This is a genomic window from Mycobacterium gastri, assembly GCF_002102175.1.
Taxonomy (GTDB): Bacteria; Actinomycetota; Actinomycetes; order Mycobacteriales; family Mycobacteriaceae; genus Mycobacterium; species Mycobacterium gastri.
Window position 1 is genome coordinate 1 of the sequence record NZ_LQOX01000112.1, and the last position, 18,807, is coordinate 18,807.

Here is an 18,807-nt window from a genome sequence, read left to right on the forward strand (position 1 = left end):
GGAGACCCATTTTCGCGGGCATTCCTTACCTGATGCATGGATCAGATCTCGCGGGCATCTTGACTTGATGCATCACGCCACGTACGCAGGTCAAACCGCCGACGGGAAAGCGTTCTCACCAAGCCCGGTTCGCACCGGCGCGATCGCCGATCCGCTATGGCCAGGGCAGGGGCCGCGGATGGGGTGAATATTCTCCTTCAGAGGTGTAGCCGGCACCGGATTATGGTGCGATGATTGCGCGTCGACCATCGTGGTGGCACGGCTGGCCCCGTGTCATTAGATGCCTACGACAAATTTGGCGACAAATTTGGCCCCACCCACGACAGGCATGACTTTCCCTGGCCTGGTGTCGCGGTGAAGTCTTGAGACGCCCGAGCCTAGATTCGAAATAGCGTAGCCACAAACAGAATTGCCATACCGGCAGCCATCATCGCCTGACCCAACGTTCCCAGCGATTTGGATGGTGGTGCTTGATGCTTGCGCTCGATGAAGTGCCTGCCTGTGAAGAATGCTGCTGCGAGCGCGAAGGTGACGATGCCAATCCAGTTCACTGCGCTGAACCATGTGGGCGAACTGCCGGTTGCTGGCATCTTCATGCCAGCCATATCCATGCCCGGCACCGACGTATCCGGCTGTGGGTGGTGCTGGGTGCTCCATCCGATGGGGAGCGGGTAGCCGTTCATGATGGCATACATCCAGGCCGTCGCCAGCATCATCAGGCTGTGATACCCATACCACACTCGCGGGACGGCCGTTTGGGCCGCAACGACAGCCATTGTCACAAACCACGCGGTCGCCAGCAGAAAAAACACCGCGGGTCCGGTCGTCGGTAACTGCATGCTCCACGGCCAGGCCATGACCGCCATCGCCACCGCCATGACGAAATGCAGTCCGTGGCCCACAACTGACGTCCACGGTCGGCCTTTTCTGATGATCGCGAGACCACAGTCGACAGCGGGCAGCGCGAACAGTCCGGTGACCACCCACCGAAGCATCAGGTGCTGGATCATGCGATACCGGGGTGCTCCGATCGGGTGCTGTCGCGCCGTACAGATTCTCGGGCGATATGAGTTCTGGTCATGTGTCGCGGCCGAAGCGGCGTAGCCGCAGGGAATTGGTCACCACGCTGACCGAGGAGAATCCCATCGCGGCCCCCGCAATAATCGGGTTAAGCAGGCCGAGCGCGGCAAGCGGTATCGCGGCGGTGTTGTAGCCGAATGCCCAGCCGAGGTTCTGGTAGATCGTGCGCAGGGTCTGCCGGGAGAGCTGGATTGAACGCACGACGCCGTCGAGCCGGCCCGACATCAAGGTGATGTCGGAGGCCTCGATGGCCACATCGGTACCTGTTCCTATCGCAATACCCAGGTCGGCCTGCACCAGCGCGGGCGCGTCGTTGACACCGTCCCCCACCATGGCGACCACCCGGCCTTCACCTTGGAGCCGGCGCACCTCGATGACCTTGTCGTCGGGCAGTACCTCGGCCAGCACCCGGTCGATGCCGACCTGCTTGGCGATCGCCGCGGCCGTGCGGGCGTTGTCGCCGGTGATCATCGCGACCTGCAGTCCCATCGCGTGCAGCTGCCGGACCACGTCGACGGCGTCGTCTTTGACGGTGTCAGCCACCGCGAGCACACCCACCACCTGCCCGTCCCGGCCAACGAACACCGCCGTGCGGCCTTGCTCCTCGAGTTCGGTGGCCGCCGCCGCCAGGTTGTCGGGCAGCGCCAAATCGTGGTCGTCGACGAGCTTGCGGCGCCCCACCATCACGGTTTGACCATCGACCTCGGCCCGCACTCCGTGTCCGGCCAGGTTGGCGAACCCCGTGGCGGCCGGAATCTCTACTTCCCGCTCGCGGGCGCCGGCGACGATCGCCGCGCCGATAGGGTGTTCGGAGCCCGACTCGACCGCGGCGGCGATACCCAGTACCAGGCCAGGCTTTTGCCGCTTGCCGGCAATCACATTGGTGAGCCGCATTTGGGCGCGGGTGAGGGTGCCGGTCTTGTCGAAAACGACGGTGTCGATCTTCTTCGAGGCCTCCAGCACCTCGCCGCCCTTGACCAGAATCCCCAGGTCCGCGCCCCGGCCGGTGCCGACCATGATCGCCGTGGGGGTGGCCAGGCCCAGCGCACACGGACAGGCGATGATCAGCACCGCGACCGCCGCGGTCATGCCGGCGACCGGGTTGGCTGCGAGCACTGTCCACCCGGCGAACGTCAGAGCGGCGACACCAACGACGGCCGGCACGAACACTGCCGAGACCCGATCAGCCAACCGTTGTACCGGGGCCTTGCTGCCCTGGGCCTGTTCGACCAGCCGCACGATCTGGGCCAGGGCGGTGTCGGCGCCCACCGCGGTGGCGCGCACCGTCAACAGCCCATCGGTGTTGACGGTTGCCCCGGCAACGCGGTCACCCACGGTTTTTTCGACCGGGACCGATTCGCCGGTGAGCATCGACTCATCGACGGCGGCGCGTCCGTCGATGACCTCGCCATCGACCGGGATCTTTTCCCCGGGCCGCACCCGCAGCAGGTCGCCGACTTGCACCTGGTCCACCGGCACGAGCAGTTCTTGGCCGTCGACGAGCAGGCAGGCTTCCTTGGCGCCCATCTCGAGCAGCTTGCTGATCGCCTCCGATGCCTTGCCGGTGGCTCTGGCCTCGAAGTAGCGGCCCAGCACCACGAACGCGATGATCAATGCCGCGGTGTCGAAAAACAGCGGGCCACCGGCGAACAACTCATACGTGGAGTAGCCGAATGCGGTCAGCGTGCCCAGCGCGATCAGCGTGTCCATGTTCGCGCTGAGTGCCCGCGCTTGCTGCACGGCCCCCTTAAGGAACGGCCACCCGGCCACAAATTGCACGGGCACTGTCGCGGCGAACGCCAACCACCCCGCCCATGGATAGGCGCCGAACAACATCGGCGCCGCCAGCGACAGCAGCCCCAATGGCAAGGCCAGCCACACCCGCCGCAACCACCGCCGCTGCTCGCCCTGACCATCCTGGCTCGGCGACGCATGGCACGCGGCGGCTGGCCCTTGGTGGCAGCCGCTAGTAACTGCCTCGTTCAGCGTGTCGGCAACCGGTGAGCGGCCCAGCAAGCGACGGAGCCCGCCGCTGATCTTTTGCAGCACACCGGTGCTGGGCGCATCAGCCGAGTGCGGGGAGCGCGCGGGCACCAACTCCGCCGGGATGAGGCGGGCATCGGCGATCGCCGACAGGACGGCAGCGGTGTCGAAGTGGCCGGGCGAATACCAGATCACCACCGATGCGGTTCTCGGATAGGCCCGCACGGTATGCACACCGGGCACCTTGATGACCGTATCTTCGATAGCGACGGCCCGCACCGTATCGAACTCAAACCCGCTGGCGCGCACCCGCATCCGCCCCGCCGCGTCGGACAGAACGTCTAGCCTGAGGTCGGCGTCAGGGAGAGTGTCAGTGGTCATGGTCGTGGTACGAGTCCGCCACCACCAGCGGTGAAACTGGCTCCCCGACGCGCTCCCTTGCCTCGGCCATCACGTCGGCGACCGTCAGCCGAACCTGCTCAGCACTCGTCGCCGTCTTGCGCTCGGCGCCGCGGGCGGCACGCATCCCCCATGCGGTTACGGTGACGCTCGCCTCGCGCAGCGGAAACTTCGCCACCCCCCAGCGAAGCGCCTCATACGTCGCAGCACCCACCGCGCCGGTCACCACCGTGGGCACCGCCTTCGCCAATAGTCCCTGCCACGCCATCCCGAACACTTCCTTCCTTGATAGATGACTCGTCACAGGTTGCGGACAGCCACACCCTGCCACCACGTTCGCCTCCGGAGTACTGCCATCCCAGCGGCGGATCGGACCTCTTGATCTCTTGCCGCCAGGGGCCCAGCCACACAACTGGCGTGAGGCAACTGGTGGCCGTCGTCATATCGTGCTCTCGGCTATCGGTGTTATCTGCCCGGCCGGCTTGGGTTGTGGGTCCCATTCCACGACACCGACCAGGGCCTGGACGGCGGTGTCGGCGTCTGGGCCGAAAAGTGATCAGTCATTGCACTTGAAGGGGAGGGGCCGGCCAACTGCCAGACGTAAATTACCCAGGTAGGGTACATGCGTCAAGTGTTTGTGTCGGTGCATAGCCGAGGTCCCAGATCGCCGTCCATGCCGTATTGATCAGGAGCGAACCAGTCGGGCAATGGCTGCCGAGGCTTCGGCCAACTTCACGTCAGCTTCGGTTCCGCCCTCGGCAATAGCTTGGCTTACGCAGCTGTCAAGGTGGTCGTCAAGCAGGTTCAACGCCACTGAGCGCAAAGCACTGCTGGCAGCACTGATTTGGGTGAGGATGTCGATGCAGTACTTGTCCTCATCGATCATCTTGGCAATGCCGCGAATCTGACCCTCGACGCGGCGCAGTCGCTTAGCGTAGCTGTCCTTGTGCGCTACATATCCGTATGAGGCTTCCACCTGACCTCCCAACCTGTTCGTCGTCGAGTCGTTCTCGGCGTTGCCGCATGGGGACGAGCGGGGCCGGCCACCAAATGACATCTTTGGTGGTCAATGTACCCCGTGGGGGTACATAAGTCGACTGCCTCTGCATGCCCGAACGCGTCCGGCGACCGACGTTCACCGCGAAGAGCAGGCTGGAGGTCCTCGCTGCCTACGACGGGCACGTGACGGTGAGAAGGGCGCGGTGCTGCGCCGTGAGGGGCTTTATTCCTGCCGCATGACCTTGGTGCCGTTATCGGCCAATGCCGCGACGGGTGGCCTCTGGGTTAGTTCGCTGCGCTCAACGTGTCCAAACAGCGGCTTTCCGGCCGCGTCACCGCCATGCCGATCCCGTACGCGGGCTGTGCTGCCGCGGCTGCAAAAAACCAGCAGCCGACGATCATACTGTGCGGCACCGCGCTAACCACTGTCGTTGTTGGCCGGTGCCAGCGGTAGAGACCTTTTGCTCTTGCGTGCGGTGGCTAAGGTCCCTACCCCCACAGGGTATAAGAGTGGAACGGTGAATGGTGGCACACGCTGGCACACAGGCCGGCAAAGGTGGATTACTGGATCGCGGTTGCTACTGCCCCGCAACGTCTTGTGCGGACCAACCGAAGGAAGGAAGTCACGGTGGAAACATTGAAGGACGAACTGACCGCCAAGGTCGTGGCATATGAGCATTGGGCCAAGCGCCGTCGCTTCGGCCGCTTTGGTCCTACCGATCGCAGACTCTGGGTATTAGCTTGCATGGACGAGCGCCTGCCGATTAACGAAGCACTGGGTATCCAGGTTGATTCGCCGGTCGGGCATGGGGATGCACACTGCTTCCGCAACGCCGGGGGGGTGGTCACTGACGACGCGATCCGATCAGCGATGTTGTCGACGAACTTTTTTGGCACAAACGAGATTGTCATCGTTCAACACACCCAGTGCGGGATGTTGTCAGCCAACGCCAACGACCTGGAGGCCTATTTCAAGGCCAAGGGTATCGACACCGATGAGCCCATCTTGGATCCGACGCTGCCCGAGTTAAAGCTTGACAAGGGCTCTTTCGCCAAGTGGATCGGGATGACCGATGACGTCGACGAGGCGTTGCTGAAGACGATCGAGGTGTTTGAGAACCATCCGCTCATTCCCGACGACGTGACCGTCAGCGGCTGGGTGTGGGAGGTGGAGACACGGCGCTTGCGACCGCCCACGCGTGATCCGGCGCGACGAGCGCGCACTGACGCGACGGCGCGCGACTACGGCATCACCCAGCCGCAGCCCGCCCGCTGGCACCTGGGCGACGGCCGAATAGCCGTCGCCACCACAACCGACCCGGTATGCGGAATGGAGCTTGTGATCGACCGCGCCGCCGGGCACCGCGACGTCGACGGGCACAGGCAGTACTTCTGCTCCAAGGTATGCCTGAACAGCTACGACGCCGACCCCACCCGGTACGTGCCCGCCAACGCATAAAAGGTAAGCGCCAGTCGCTTACCCTAGCTTCCAAATCATGAACCGCCCCGGGTTTGGTGCACACTTGTGGAGACCTATCGTGGTCTCTGCGAGGGCGTTGTCGAAGCGTGGCCCACCGATCCGATTGACCGTTTCGGTCCGCTAGCTAGTACACCTCGGCGCAGCTCGCGCGGTTCGCGGCCGAGCGCAACCTGGCCCGGTCAGTTGGCCGCGCCGCGGTGTGTTGGGATAACGCCCAGCAGGAATCGTTTTGGGCCACACTGAAAGTCGAGTTCTACGATCGATACCTATGGCCGACCCAGACGGTCGCCAAACTCGCCGTCGGCGATTGGATTGAACGCGCGTATAACCGACGCAGACGTCATTCCGCCCTCGCTATGATGAGGCCGGTCGAGTTCGAAGACCGACTCATTCAGACGGCACAAGCCGCCTGACCCTGTGTCCACCAAACGGGGTCAAGCCCACCCGAGGCGAATTCAGTCAGAGCCTTGATTGTCTTCGCGTACTGACCAACTGTCGATTCCATATAACCGGCCGCGCGCAGCTCCGCCACGACAACCGCGCCGATCCCGCTGACCGTCGTATCCATAACCGTCTCCTTCCACAGACGTTGAGATACGACGGACGCTGATCACCCCCGAAACGTTAAGCCGAGAAATCCGCCACTAGATCCCGCGAGAGCAGGCCCTCCTCACAAATCCTCGGCTTAACACAAATCTCGGCGTAATCTGAGTGGTGAATTGTGCTGCCCGTCAAGAGATTACCTTCCATCCACCTCAGGTGCGCGGCTTGGCGGATCGCCGACCCGACGAACGCGGTGTGCTTGCTGGCGCTGCACTGCCAGCCGACGATGCGCCCGGCGAACGCGTCGATGGCGAATGCCGTGTAGACGAACACCCCGGTGGACAGCCGCACGTAGGTGAAGTCGGCCACCACCAACATGTTGGGGCCGGCACCTGGAACTGGCGGTCCCCCAGGTCCGGCGGGCGAGTCGCCTCCGGATCGGCGACGGTGATGCGGACCTTCTTGGTCCGCACCACGCCTTGCCAGCCGTTGGCCCGTATGAGGCGCTCCACCGTGCAGCGGGCCACCTCGATGCCCTCTCGTTGCAGGTTGGCCCCCATCTTCGTGGCCCCAGGACCTCGGTCACCGTCCTGTCCCACAGGGCCCGCTTTGACGGCTCCCGAAGCCCAGGACGGCGGCCGCGCTAAACGCAGGGAGTAAGGGCCGGGGCAGCCTGGCACGGTTGATTTCATGGATAATGCCGATTATCGATAGCGATGGAAGATTTTGGCCGACAGCATGATTCAGAGAGGCCAGGCGCCAGGGAACGTCGCTGTGACTGTTATCCTGTTCGGGCGCGCCACTTCAGCCACCAGCGCGCCGTAATGATGACCACCCTGATGCCGAATCTGGTGGTGATCGGCAGCCGCTTGAGAAAAGCCTTGTCTACGTGAGTATTACTGAGTCCGCCCAACTCGTTGAAGCGTGCGACGACGACGTCCATGTGCCGGGTGACGAGTGCGGGGTTGGAGAAGCAGCGGATATTGAAGTCCCAGTCGGCCAGCGACCGGTAGCGCAGGTTGTAGGGGCCGATGCTGCTGAAGAGCTCGCGGCGATAGAAGATCGACTGATGACAGATGTTGCGCCTGAACAGGAGGCGATCGAGGTCGAAGGCGCCACCGTAGCGGTATTTGGTTGAGCGCATGAGCACGTCGCCGTATACCAGATCGCTGGGCTCATGTTCGCCGATGAAGGTAGCCACCCGGGCCAGGGTGTCCGCCTCGTACAGCGCGTCGTCGGCGCCCAGAAAGAGCAACCACGTTCCGGTAGCTAGGCTCACGCCCCGGTTCATCGCGTCGTAGACCCCCCGGTCGGTGCCGGAACGGACGACCAGGCGCGCGCCGAAGTTGGGGGCGAAGCTGTTCGCGATATCGAGGGTGGCATCCGTCGAGCCGCCGTCGACCAGGACCAGCTCGAAGTCCCGGAAGGTTTGGCAGGCGATGCTCTCGAGGCAAACCCCTAGCGCCGAGGCCACGTTCAAGGTGGGGATGATGATGGAAAACATTGGTGCGGCCATGGCGGCTTTCGTTGTTTCAGCAGCGGTCAAGCCGGCCTCGCGTAGCGGTTCCACTCAATTGGCATCGCGGAAGAAGATACCGTCGGCCTGTAACATTCGACCATTACGCGCGTCGATGAAACAGGGCAGTAAACCGGTCAATGTGAAGCCCAATGAATATACGAGATCGAGTGCTTCCGGAATGAGCATGCCACCTTCGTACAATGGTGCGAAGGAGAGTTCGAGTTGCATCCCGACACAATGGTCACTGACCGTTGACTTGCCGCCGTCGAGTACCTGCTTTTCAAATCCCTGCACGTCGACCTTGAGAAAAGCCGCGCCGTTCGGCCGGAGAAATTCCGGCGCCATGGAATCCAGTCGGTGAATCGGCGCCTCCTCGGTGCCGACATAGTTCGCCGGGGGAAAGGCCTCCTGGTGACGCGTCAGCATGGGCAACACCGAACTGCTTTGACCGGCGTTTCCGGCGACATTGACCGAGACCGTCCCGTCGGCATCGCCCAGCGCACACTGCCGGCAATCCCAAAGCGGATCGGTTGCCGTTTTTCTTTCCAAAGTGGTAAATGGCCGGGATAGCGGTTCGAACGAGACGATACGGCCCTTGTATCCCGCTCGTCGGAGCCCTTTGGCGTATTGCCCCGTGTTGGCTCCGACATCGAAAACGACATCGACCCGACGCAATTCGAGTTGTTTCACGAACTGGTGCCTCAGGTCGCGCTCGGAATAACGGCGCGGCACCTCAAAGGCAGCGCTGCGCACGATGAATCGAGCAAGGTCCGACAAATGCACCGTGTGACACTAACATGCCCGTCGGCCCGATCCGTCTGGCCGGCGCCGGGGCTGTGCGGCCGGTGATCGGGTTTCTTGTCGACGAACGCCGAAGGACGGTGACCCGTTGATGGCGAACAGCTCGAGCAGCCAGGCGCGCTAGACTACAGCGCGGCAACGCGAGGAGGTTGCGAGCTTGCCCTCGAGTTGGCGACACGGCATCACGCGGCCTAGGACCGCCCGCATGTCGCTTAATCATGGTGTGGTTCTTAGGCTTCCGCGCGGCGCCCGCTTGGGCGGGGATACGGTTGGGCGCCGGGGTTCGGGCGGGTAAGGACCGGCCCGCACCGCGTGCGGCTACAACGAAGGGACTTGTCGCAGTGAGCAACGTGGTCGATCTGCTCGACCAGACGTTCTTTGCCGCCGAGCGAGCGACTGGAACCTTCAACGTGCTGCAATGCGTCTGGGTGTACAACCGCGAGGTCGACATCAACCGGCTGCGGCAGTTTCATCACCATCTGCAGCGGGGACGGTTGGCCCGCCGAATCCAATGCTCACCCCTGCCGTTCGGCCGTCATCGCTGGGTTTCGTCCACTGGCCCGACCGACCTCGAGATCGTTGCGGTGCCGCGTCCCCGTGAAGAATTCGACGCCTGGGTCAACGAGCAGGCCAGCGCGCCCCTGGACGCCGAGCGGGGACCCGAATGGCGACTCGCGGTGCACCCGTTCGTAGGCGGCGGCGCGGGCGTCAGCCTGGTCATCTCCCATTGCCTCACCGATGCCGTCGGGCTGTGCGAGGCGGTGGCGGACGCGGCCTGCGGCCGCGACGAGCAGATCAGCTGGCCGGCACCCGGGTCACGCCGGCGCTGGGAAGCGTTGCGCGAAGACGGCGGCCAAGCCGCGCGTGACATCCCGGGTATCGCCCGCGCCGTCGTCGACGCGGCACGGTCGGCCCGCCGTCACCGCGGCCATCCGCAGCCGGCGGCGCCGCCACGTATCAGGACCGTCGCAGCGCTGTCGGGAGCGGACCGAACCATCATGCTCCCGGCGGCGACGATTTTGGTCGATGCCGAAGAATGGGATGCCCGGGCACAGTCGCTGGGAGGGACCAGCAACACCCTACTCGCCGGATTGGCGGTTCGCCTCGCCCGGCGATTGGGACGGGTCACCGCGGACGGCTCGATCACCGTGGGTATGCCCGTCAGTGAACGTAGCGCCGGTGATACTCGCGCCAACGCGGTCACCAAGGTCGACATCACCGTCGACCCCGCTTCCGCGGCGACGGACCTGCGCCAGATCCGCGCCGCCACTAAGGAAGCGCTGATCCGCCGTCAGCAGCTCCCCAGCGAGCAGTCGGTGCTGCTGCCCCTGGTGCCGCTGTTGCCGCGGTGGCTGGTCCGGCGAACGGTCGGCGTGGCGGCCGGCAATGTCTCATCCAACATCGGGGTGGTCAACCCCGCCGCTTGCCGGCCGGACGGAACGGACGCCGACCATTTCGCCGTAACGGGGTCCTGGGGGGTGAGCACATCGGTCATGGACCGCAGCGGCGGATATCTGGGATTGCTGTCGGGACGAACGTCTGCCGAGATCTTCGTGTCGGTCCTCGCCTATCAGCCGGGCCGGTCCAACTCGAATGACGACTTGCGCCAGAACCTTTCGAGCACGCTGTCGGAGTTCTCGCTCATCGGCACGATGGGCTGGGGATGCCCCGAGCCGGTCGGCGGGCCGCGGTAGGCGTCCCACCCGGGGCGACGTCAGTTCAGCCGGACCGTCCCCAGCGAAACCCCGGCCCCCGGCAGCCGTACCAGCAGTGCATCGCCCATTGCCGCCGCCGGGGTAAGGACGCCCCGCAATTCGGAAAGCCTGGCGCGATCGAGTGCCAGCGCCAGACCGCACTGCCCCAGCAGCACCGCGGTCGACTGGTAGGCGTCGACATCGTGCGCGAACGTCGCCAGGTAGCGGGCACCGGTCGTGGTGGTGGTGTACGTCTCGAATCGATAGTGGCCGCGTTCCCGGGCTTTTCGGCTTGGACCGGTGCCCGGCTTCGGCGTGATACGCTCCACCAACCGGCGGGGCAGTCGACTGAAGTATCGGTTGCCCAATCCGATGGCACCCGCCACAGCGCCGGTGACGACGGCGGATGCGATCGGCGCCGCGAACGACCGTCCCAGACTCATGGTCTCCGAGTAGCGGAATCGCCGGCCATAGGCCCAATCCTGTAATGCATTGCTGCGCCTGACAATTCGGGTGTTGAATGGGCCCTGCACAAACCCGCCGGTCCAGAAGCCGGCAAGTTCGGGCGCCAGGTCGCGTCCGCGGCGGCGGGGAAAGTCCGGCTGCGGACCCAGTTCGGGTTCGGCGCCGCGATCGGTGGTCAAGGTATACGGGTCGTTGACCAGCCGGCGGGCGTCAGGGTCGCTGGATGCGCTGCGCATCGCCTCGGAATACGTTGCAACCGAGCCGCCGGAGACCCAGCGCTGGGAAAAGGAGCGCAGCACCAGGTCTGTGTCGCAGAGTTCGCCCGTGCCGTCTTCGACCGCCCGGCGGTACAGCTGGTAGACACTCAAATCCGAAGGCACCGAATCGAATCCGCAGGCGAGCACTATCCGGGCGCCGGTGTCGGCGGCTTGCTTGTGATACAGGTCGATGCTGTTGCGGCAGAACATCAATTCGCCGGTCAAGTCGGCATAGTCGGTTCCGGCCTGGGCGCAGGCCGCCACCAGCGGCAGGCCGTAGTGGGTGTAGGGGCCTACGGTGGTCAGCACTACCCGAGTCCGGGTGGCCATTGCCTCGAGCGTCGCCGGTTGTGACGCGTCGGCGACGATCAGCGGCCAGTCCCGGGCAGGGGCCAACGTTTCCCGCACGGCCCGCAGCCGTTCGCTGGAGCGGCCGGCCAGCGCAATCCGGGCGCTCGACCCGGCGCGCGCCAGGTGTTCGGCGGTCAACGTGCCCGAGAATCCGGTGGCGCCATACACGACGATGTCGAACTCGCGTTCGGCCGGACTCATCCGGGTGACACTACCGGAGCATCGCGGCGCCCCGGCCCGGGCGGGTGGCCGCCTCAGTCCTTGACGAAGCAGTACATCCGGTAGGAAATGTCGCCGCTTTCCAGGTAGCGCGACAGCTGGGTGCCTTGCACCCCGATGTATTCGCGCCCCGCGAAACGAAGGAAGGCCGGCAGATGGCGTTCGACCAGCTCCCGTGACTTCTGCGAATTCCTTTCAATGCCCCGCAAGACCTCGGCGTTGATCTCCCGCTGCGACAGTTGCCGCAGCGCGGCGTCGGCCAGGTCGGCCTCCCAGTCGGGGATCTCGTTGCTGGGGCGCAGGTCGGCGTAGGCCAAGTACCCTCCCGGCCGCAGCACCCGCACCACCTCGGCGAGGAAACGCCTGAAGTGCGGGTAACAGTGCGAGGCTTCGACGTTGAGAACCACGTCGAAGGATTCGTCGTCGAAGGGCAGGTTTTCGGCGTCACCTCGCACGAAATCAAGACCCGGCAAGTGGTGTCGCTTCTGGCAAAGTCTGATACCGGCCGGGTTCAAGTCGAGCGCCGTGTAAGAGGCCGGCGCCAAGGTGCGTGTCAGGTAGGAGGCTCCGCCGCCGTGGCCGCAACTGACCTCCAGCACCCGTTTGCCCTTCAGGTCCGCCTGGGTCGCCGTGCGGTGGTACAGGTTGATGTGGGCTCGGTTGGGCTCGTCGGATTCCTCCAGCGGCAGGGCCATCGGCGGATCTTCCTCATAGGCCCAGTTGATGAACACGATTTCGTCGGCACCGAGCCCGCGCGTCATCAGTGGATACCAGAACCGCCAAACTCGCTTGTAGATCGGGGTGCTCCCGACGCGGGCAAGCAGGCTGTGGGTGGGACTGAAGGGCATGGGCAAGCAGTATGGCAGACGCCGAAGACGTGCGAGCCATCGCGGGAAAAGCGGCGACCGCGTTGAGCTCTGGACCGTTGTCCGCCTTCGGCTCTGACGTCGCCGCCCCGCCCGCCGGACGCGGCCGGCTGCGGTAGCGTCCCGGGCATGTCGGTGATCAACAGCGCGGAATGTCGGCAGTGAGCGGGAGAGGATTTCGGTTCGGCTTCGTCGATTCGCTGGTGCACTCGCGGTTTCGGCCCGGCTGGCTGGCGCGGTCCAGTATGGTGGCGGCCACGCTGACCGGCGCCGATTCCTATTGGGTGGGCGACCATCTGAACGGGCTGGTGCCGCGCTCGATCGCGACGCCCGAATATCTGGGAATCGCGGCGAAACTGGTGCCCAGCGTCGACGCGAACTACGAACCTTGGACGATGCTGGGAAACCTCGCCTACGGGAGGCCCAAGCGATTGCGGCTCGGCATATGCGTGACCGACGCCGGTCGCCGCAACCCGGCGGTCACGGCCCAGGCCGCCGCGACCCTGCAGCTGCTTACCCGGGGCAACGCCATCCTTGGCATCGGTGTCGGGGAACGCGAAGGTAATGAACCCTACGGGGTGGAGTGGACCAAACCGGTGGCGCGGTTTGAAGAAGCGCTGGCCACAATACGCGCGTTGTGGAATTCGAACGGGGAGCTTGTCTCGCGCGAATCGACGTACTTTCCGCTGCATAATGCCGCGTTCGAGCTGCCACCATACCGGGGAAAATGGCCGGAAATCTGGATCGCGGCGCACGGGCCGCGGATGCTGCGGGCAACCGGACGCTACGCCGACGCCTGGGTTCCGATTGTGCTGGTGCGTCCCGGCGACTACAGCAGCGCGCTCGAAGCCGTGCGCACCGCGGCGTCCGACGCCGGTCGTGACCCGATGTCGATCATCCCCTCGGCGGTGCGCGGCGTGATCACCGGCCGAGACCGCGACGACGTCGAGGAGGCGCTGGACTCTGTCATCGTGAAGATGACCGCGCTGGGGGTACCCGGTACAGCCTGGGCCCGTCACGGTGTCGAGCATCCGATGGGAGCCGACTTCGCCGGGGTCCAGGATGTGATTCCCCAAACCATGGATGAGCAGACGGTCGTGTCATACACCGCGAAAGTCCCGCCGGCGCTCATGAAAGAGGTTGTCTTCAGCGGCACCCCCGAGGAAGTCGTCGACCAAGTAGCCGAATGGCGAGATCACGGCCTCGAATACCTGCTGGTGATCAACGGCAGTCTGGTCAACCCGAGGCTGCGCAAGGCGGTCGCGGCGAGCCTGCCGCACGCCAAGGTGCTGCGTGGGCTCAAGAAGCTGGGCGTCCGCTCGCCGACCCGCAGCTGACGACCGGGTTAATTCTGTGCGGCGGGCACAGTGGCCGGGACCTGTTATTGTCGTGGGGCCTCATCGATGTGGCGTTGCGATTCCGGGCCAAGCTACGAGCCGTATGTGCGCCGATTCCGATTCGAAGGACACGGCAGCAAAACGTCCGTACTCTCTTCCGTCAAGAGCCGAAGGATGATCATGCAGACGAACTTGTCATTTCAGGCTGGGGGCGAGGTGGCAACGCAAACCGAACGGATCGCGGATCCGCAAGCGGTGCAACCGCCGAATGGGACCGCAACGCGATTCGCGATGAGCGAATCGTCGCTCAGTGATCTGCTGCAGAAGGCAGCCAGCCAGTACCCCAACCGTGCCGCGTACAAGTTCATCGACTACGAGGTGGATCCGAAGGGATTTACCGAAACCCTCACCTGGTGGCAGGTCTATCGGCGCGCGGCGATCGTGGCGGACGAGCTGAGGATCTGCGGAGCGAGCGGTGATCGGGTTGCGATATTGGCCCCGCAGGGGCTGGAATACATCGTTGCCTTCCTGGGCGCGCTGCAGGCCGGTCTGATCGCCGTTCCGCTGCCGGTACCGCAGTTCGGCATCCATGACGAACGAATTTCCGCGGCCCTGCGCGATTCTCTGCCGACGGTCATTCTGACGACATCGTCGGTCGTCGACGAGGTCGCCAAGTATGTGCCCCATGCGCGCGCCGCGCAGGGCCGGGAACCGGTTGTCGTCGCGGTCGACTCGCTGGACCTGGACTCGCCGGGAGACCTGGCCCCCGCCGCGCCCGCGCGTCCGGGCACGGCCTACATCCAGTACACATCGGGGTCGACCCGCTCGCCGGCCGGCGTTGTCCTATCGCACAAGAACGTCATCACCAATTGCGTACAGCTGATGTCCGATTACCTCGGGGACACGGAAAAGGTTCCGTCAACGGCGGTGTCGTGGCTGCCGTTCTATCACGACATGGGCTTGATGTTGGGCGTCGTTCTCCCGATGATCAACCAGGACACCGCAGTGTTGCTAAGCCCAATGGCATTTCTGCAGCGGCCGGCCCGCTGGATGCAATTGCTGGGCAGACATCGTGGACAGATTTCCAGCGCACCGAATTTCGGCTTCGACTTGGCGGTGCGCAGAACATCCGATGACGATATGGCCGGTCTCGATCTCGGGCACGTCCGGGCGATCGCCACCGGCGCCGAACGCGTAAACCCCGCCACGGTCCGGCGTTTCATCGACCGGTTCGCCAAGTTCAACCTCAGCCAGACTGCGATCCGACCGTCGTACGGGCTGGCCGAGGCGACGGTGTACGTGGCGACCGCAGGACCGGGACGCCGGCCCAAGACTGTCTGTTTCGACTACCAGCACTTGGCGGCCGGTCGGGCGAAGCGTTGCGAGAGCGACGCCGATGAGGGCGCCAAGCTGGTCAGCTACGGTACGCCGCGGGCATCGACTGTGCGGATCGTCGACCCCGACACCAGGACGGAGACCCGCGAGGGAACCGTCGGCGAGATCTGGGTGCAGGGCGACAACGTTGCCATGGGCTATTGGCGAAACCCCGAACTCACCGAGCGGACTTTCGGGGCAAGGCTCGTCGATCCCTCGGCCGGCACGCCGGTGGGTCCGTGGCTGCGGACCGGAGATCTAGGCGTCATGTTCGAAGGCGAGCTGTTCATCACCGGCCGTATCAAGGATCTGTTGGTGGTGGATGGGTCCAACCACTATCCCGACGACATCGAGGGGACGATCCAGGAGATCACCGGCGGGCGGGTGGTGGCGATAGCGGTGCCCGACGATCGCACCGAGCAGCTGGTCACCATCATCGAGGTCACGACGTGGGGTCACCCCGCCGACGAGGCATCGGATAGGCTGCGCACGGTCAAACGCGACGTCACGTCCGCGATTTCGCGTTTGCACCGGGTGCGCGTCGCGGATGTCGTTATGGTGGCTCCGGGCTCGATTCCCGTCACTACCAGCGGTAAGGTCCGACGTTCAACCTGCGTCGAGCGTTATCTGAACCAGGAATTCACCCGCGTGGACGGTGCCGCATGACGGCGCACGTATGGGGGTTTGCGCGTTACCCGAGACACGGAATATGACCGACTGCACGCTGTCTGATGAAGAGATCCGACACCTCGATCGCGATCTTCGGATACTCATCGCAACCAATGGCACCCTGACCCGGATTCTCAACGTGGTGGCCAACGAAGAGATCGTCGTGCAGATCGTCAATCAACATATTCGGCAGGCCGCACCGAAAATGGTCGAGCTCGGCCAATCGGCGGCGAGCCGGGTTCTGCAACGTAATATCCTGCTCAAGGGCCGAAATTCAGGGACCGTGTTCGTGGCCGCGGAGTCGTTGGTCGCCATTGATCTGCTGCCCACCGAAATAGTGGCGCGATTGACCAGGACGGACCACCCTATTGGCGAGGTTATGGCAGCCAGTTACATCGAGACATTCAAGGAGGCGGCCAAAGTCTGGGTCGGAGCATCGCCCCGCTGGCTCGCTCTCGACGGATACCAGCACTCCCGCCGGAGAACCGTCTCGCGCCGCTACCGCATTTTGTCCGGCGGGCAGCCCATCATGGTCATCACCGAGTATTTTCTTCGCACCGTATTCCAAGATGTCCCGCATGAAGAAGCCGATCGCCGCCAGTTTTCGAATGTCATCACCGCGGCGCGCTAGGGCGGTCACCCAGTAATGCGGAATGGCAACTTGGCACGGCTGCTGGCTGAGCGGGCATCGCAAGCGGGATGGTACGACCGGCCCGCCTACTATGCCCCGCAGATCGTCACGCATGGCCAAATCCATGACGGCGGCGCGCGGCTTGCGCAAGTGCTGCGACACCGGGGCCTCGGCCCCGCCGATCGCGTCCTGTTGTGCCTTCCGGATTCACCGGAGCTGGTGCAGCTATTGCTGGCGTGCCTGGCTCGCGGCGTCATGGCTTTCCTGGCGAATCCGGAGCTGCATCGCGACGACCACGCGTTTCTGGAGCGCGACACCAAGCCGGCGCTTGTCGTCACCTCCGGCCCGCTGTGCGGCCGGTTTCGCCCGTCGGGCGTGGTCGATGCCGCCGAGCTGTTGTCGGCGGCGGCGCGGGCCGAGCCCGCAGAATACGAGCAGCTCGGAGGGGATGCTGACGCATACGCGACCTACACCTCGGGTACCACCGGGCCACCGAAAGCGGCCATCCATCGGCACGCCGACCCGTTGACATTCGTTGACGCCATGTGCCACCAAGCACTGCGGCTCACGGCCCACGACACGGGCCTGAGTACCGCACGCATGTATTTTGCCTATGGCCTGGGTAATTCGGTCTGGTTCCCGCTTGCGACAGGCGGTTCCGCCGTCATCAATCCATTGCCGGTGGGTGCGGAAATGGCTGCCACGCTGTGCGAGAGATTCGAGCCGTCGGTGCTCTACGGCGTGCCGAATTTCTTTGCCAGAGTCGTCGACACCTGTTCTTCCGAGTCTTTTCGGACGCTCCGGTGCATCGTGTCAGCGGGGGAGGCCCTCGACATGGGACTCGCCGAGCGGCTCATCGAATTCTTCGGCGGTATCCCCATTCTTGACGGAATTGGATCGACGGAGGTGGGGCAGACCTTCGTCTCGAATACCGTCGGCGAATGGCGTCCGGGAACTCTGGGGAAAGTTCTTCCGCCCTACGAGATTCGTGTTCTGGCACCGGATGGCACACCCGCAGAACCCGGGGCGGACGGAAATCTATGGGTGCGGGGACCATCGATCGCGACCGGCTACTGGAATTGTCCCGACCCGACCGTGGAGTTTGACGGGTGGCTCGACACCCGCGACGCGGTCCGCATCGACGCCAAGGGTTGGGTTTCCTACCGTTGCCGCGCGGACGACACGGAAATCGTCGGAGCCGTCAACGTCAATCCGCGGGAAGTCGAACGACTCGTGGTCGAGCACGACGCGGTGGCTGAGGTCGCGGTTGTCGGAGTAAAGGAATCCACCGGCGCGTCGGCACTGCAGGCATTTCTGGTGCCGGCGGGCGACGCGGTTATCGATGAATCGGTGATGCGAGACATCCACCGGAGGTTGCTTACCAGACTGTCCGCCTTCAAGGTGCCGCACAGACTTGCCGTCGTCGAGCGGCTTCCCCGGACCGCCAACGGAAAGTTGTTGCGCAGCGCGCTTCGTGCCGAGTGCCCGGCGAAACCGATCTGGGAACTCTCGTCGGTCCTGCCCGACGCGGACCCTCAGCTCGACAATGGGCGGACTGCCGTGCGGACCGTCGTCGGGCATGCCGGCGAAGTGACGCTGAAGGAACGCCTGGCCGCGTTGCAGCAGGAACGTCACCGGCTGGTGGTGGAGGCGGTGTCTGCCGAGGCCGCCAAGATGCTGGGTGAGTCGGATCCGCAGTCGCTCAATCGGGATCTTGCGTTCTCCGAGCTAGGTTTTGACTCCCAGATGACGGTCGTACTGTGTCATCGGCTGGCCGCGGCTACCGGCCTGCGGCTGCCGGAAACGGTCGGTTGGGACTACGGCTCGATATCGGGACTGGCCCAATACCTGGAGGCTGAACTGTCCGGCGGGGACCGGCAGGCGGGCCGGGTGGCCATGCCCCTGCCGGCAAGTATCGACGCGAAGGGGCGAGTCGACGAGGAATTGAAAAGAATCGACGAGCTGGTGGTGACGATCGGGGACGGCGAAAAGCAGCGCGTGGCTGACCGTTTGCGTGCCATCCTCGGCGCCATCACCGGCGCCGGGGATCGCTTGGGCAAACGGATCCAGGACGCCTCGACTCCCGACGAAATTTTCCAGCTGATCGATTCGGAGTTGGGCGAATCATGAAGAGGAGCAA

The 18,807-nt window shown here is 64.4% G+C and carries 15 protein-coding genes and 2 pseudogenes; 7 read left to right on the top strand and 10 right to left on the bottom strand.

Features of this window, described 5'->3' with window-relative positions; translation table 11 throughout:
* Window positions 1-377: 377 nt before the first annotated feature.
* The 4 genes from AWC07_RS14115 to ricR form a co-directional block, all read right to left on the bottom strand.
* Complete coding sequence (locus tag AWC07_RS14115; RefSeq protein WP_036409298.1) at window positions 378-1,010, bottom strand: DUF5134 domain-containing protein; 633 nt, start codon at window positions 1,008-1,010, stop codon at window positions 378-380.
* Window positions 1,011-1,077: 67 nt separating this feature from the next.
* Window positions 1,078-3,378 carry a copper-translocating P-type ATPase gene (locus AWC07_RS14120; protein WP_139829703.1) on the bottom strand — a complete coding sequence of 767 codons (2,301 nt, stop codon included), beginning with the start codon at window positions 3,376-3,378 and terminating at the stop codon, window positions 1,078-1,080.
* A gap of 55 nt (window positions 3,379-3,433) precedes the next feature.
* Complete coding sequence (locus AWC07_RS14125) at window positions 3,434-3,730, bottom strand: DUF1490 family protein (protein ID WP_036409304.1); 297 nt, start codon at window positions 3,728-3,730, stop codon at window positions 3,434-3,436.
* A 417-nt stretch (window positions 3,731-4,147) separates the two neighbouring features.
* Window positions 4,148-4,438: a copper-sensing transcriptional repressor RicR gene (gene ricR, locus AWC07_RS14130; RefSeq protein WP_036416450.1), complete on the bottom strand. Its 291-nt coding sequence runs from the start codon at window positions 4,436-4,438 to the stop codon at window positions 4,148-4,150.
* 579 nt (window positions 4,439-5,017) lie between these two features.
* On the opposite strand from ricR, the gene AWC07_RS14135 reads away from it, so the two are divergent.
* Window positions 5,018-5,920, top strand: a complete 903-nt coding sequence (locus AWC07_RS14135; RefSeq protein WP_244187586.1) for a YHS domain-containing protein — start codon at window positions 5,018-5,020, stop codon at window positions 5,918-5,920.
* Between the two features lie 149 nt (window positions 5,921-6,069).
* A pseudogene (locus tag AWC07_RS14140) lies at window positions 6,070-6,354 on the top strand (integrase core domain-containing protein); the annotation flags it as partial.
* Here AWC07_RS14140 and AWC07_RS26925 read toward each other — a convergent pair.
* From AWC07_RS26925 to AWC07_RS14155, 4 genes and pseudogenes are all read right to left on the bottom strand, one after another.
* Entirely contained in the window at window positions 6,333-6,509 is a 177-nt protein-coding gene (locus tag AWC07_RS26925; RefSeq protein WP_208622419.1) for a hypothetical protein, read from the bottom strand. The pseudogene AWC07_RS14140 and the gene AWC07_RS26925 overlap by 22 nt on opposite strands.
* 137 nt (window positions 6,510-6,646) lie before the next feature.
* A pseudogene (locus AWC07_RS26930) lies at window positions 6,647-7,109 on the bottom strand (DDE-type integrase/transposase/recombinase); the annotation flags it as partial.
* A gap of 156 nt (window positions 7,110-7,265) precedes the next feature.
* Complete coding sequence (locus AWC07_RS14150) at window positions 7,266-8,000, bottom strand: glycosyltransferase family 2 protein (protein WP_036414901.1); 735 nt, start codon at window positions 7,998-8,000, stop codon at window positions 7,266-7,268.
* Window positions 8,001-8,054: 54 nt separating this feature from the next.
* Window positions 8,055-8,786, bottom strand: coding sequence for an FkbM family methyltransferase (locus AWC07_RS14155; RefSeq protein ID WP_051508054.1), 732 nt, complete (start codon window positions 8,784-8,786; stop codon window positions 8,055-8,057).
* A 359-nt stretch (window positions 8,787-9,145) separates the two neighbouring features.
* On the opposite strand from AWC07_RS14155, the gene AWC07_RS14160 reads away from it, so the two are divergent.
* On the top strand, window positions 9,146-10,498 hold the full coding sequence (locus AWC07_RS14160) for a condensation domain-containing protein (RefSeq protein WP_036414892.1): 1,353 nt from the start codon (window positions 9,146-9,148) through the stop codon (window positions 10,496-10,498).
* A 20-nt stretch (window positions 10,499-10,518) separates the two neighbouring features.
* Here AWC07_RS14160 and AWC07_RS14165 read toward each other — a convergent pair whose 3' ends face one another.
* Window positions 10,519-11,772: a saccharopine dehydrogenase family protein gene (locus tag AWC07_RS14165; RefSeq protein ID WP_036414890.1), complete on the bottom strand. Its 1,254-nt coding sequence runs from the start codon at window positions 11,770-11,772 to the stop codon at window positions 10,519-10,521.
* A 53-nt stretch (window positions 11,773-11,825) separates the two neighbouring features.
* The gene (locus AWC07_RS14170; RefSeq protein WP_036414888.1) at window positions 11,826-12,638 is read right to left on the bottom strand and encodes a phthiotriol/phenolphthiotriol dimycocerosates methyltransferase; all 813 of its coding nucleotides are present in this window, start codon (window positions 12,636-12,638) and stop codon (window positions 11,826-11,828) included.
* Window positions 12,639-12,817: 179 nt separating this feature from the next.
* On the opposite strand from AWC07_RS14170, the gene AWC07_RS14175 reads away from it, so the two are divergent.
* From AWC07_RS14175 to AWC07_RS14190, 4 genes are all read left to right on the top strand, one after another.
* Window positions 12,818-13,993 carry an LLM class flavin-dependent oxidoreductase gene (locus AWC07_RS14175; RefSeq protein WP_244187587.1) on the top strand — a complete coding sequence of 392 codons (1,176 nt, stop codon included), beginning with the start codon at window positions 12,818-12,820 and terminating at the stop codon, window positions 13,991-13,993.
* 291 nt (window positions 13,994-14,284) lie between these two features.
* Window positions 14,285-16,033, top strand: coding sequence for an AMP-binding protein (locus AWC07_RS14180; protein ID WP_208622421.1), 1,749 nt, complete (start codon window positions 14,285-14,287; stop codon window positions 16,031-16,033).
* Window positions 16,034-16,076: 43 nt separating this feature from the next.
* Window positions 16,077-16,667, top strand: coding sequence for a chorismate--pyruvate lyase family protein (locus AWC07_RS14185; protein ID WP_036411001.1), 591 nt, complete (start codon window positions 16,077-16,079; stop codon window positions 16,665-16,667).
* Window positions 16,668-16,682: 15 nt separating this feature from the next.
* Window positions 16,683-18,797 carry a p-hydroxybenzoic acid--AMP ligase FadD22 gene (locus tag AWC07_RS14190; protein ID WP_036411003.1) on the top strand — a complete coding sequence of 705 codons (2,115 nt, stop codon included), beginning with the start codon at window positions 16,683-16,685 and terminating at the stop codon, window positions 18,795-18,797.
* Window positions 18,798-18,807 lie beyond the last annotated feature (10 nt).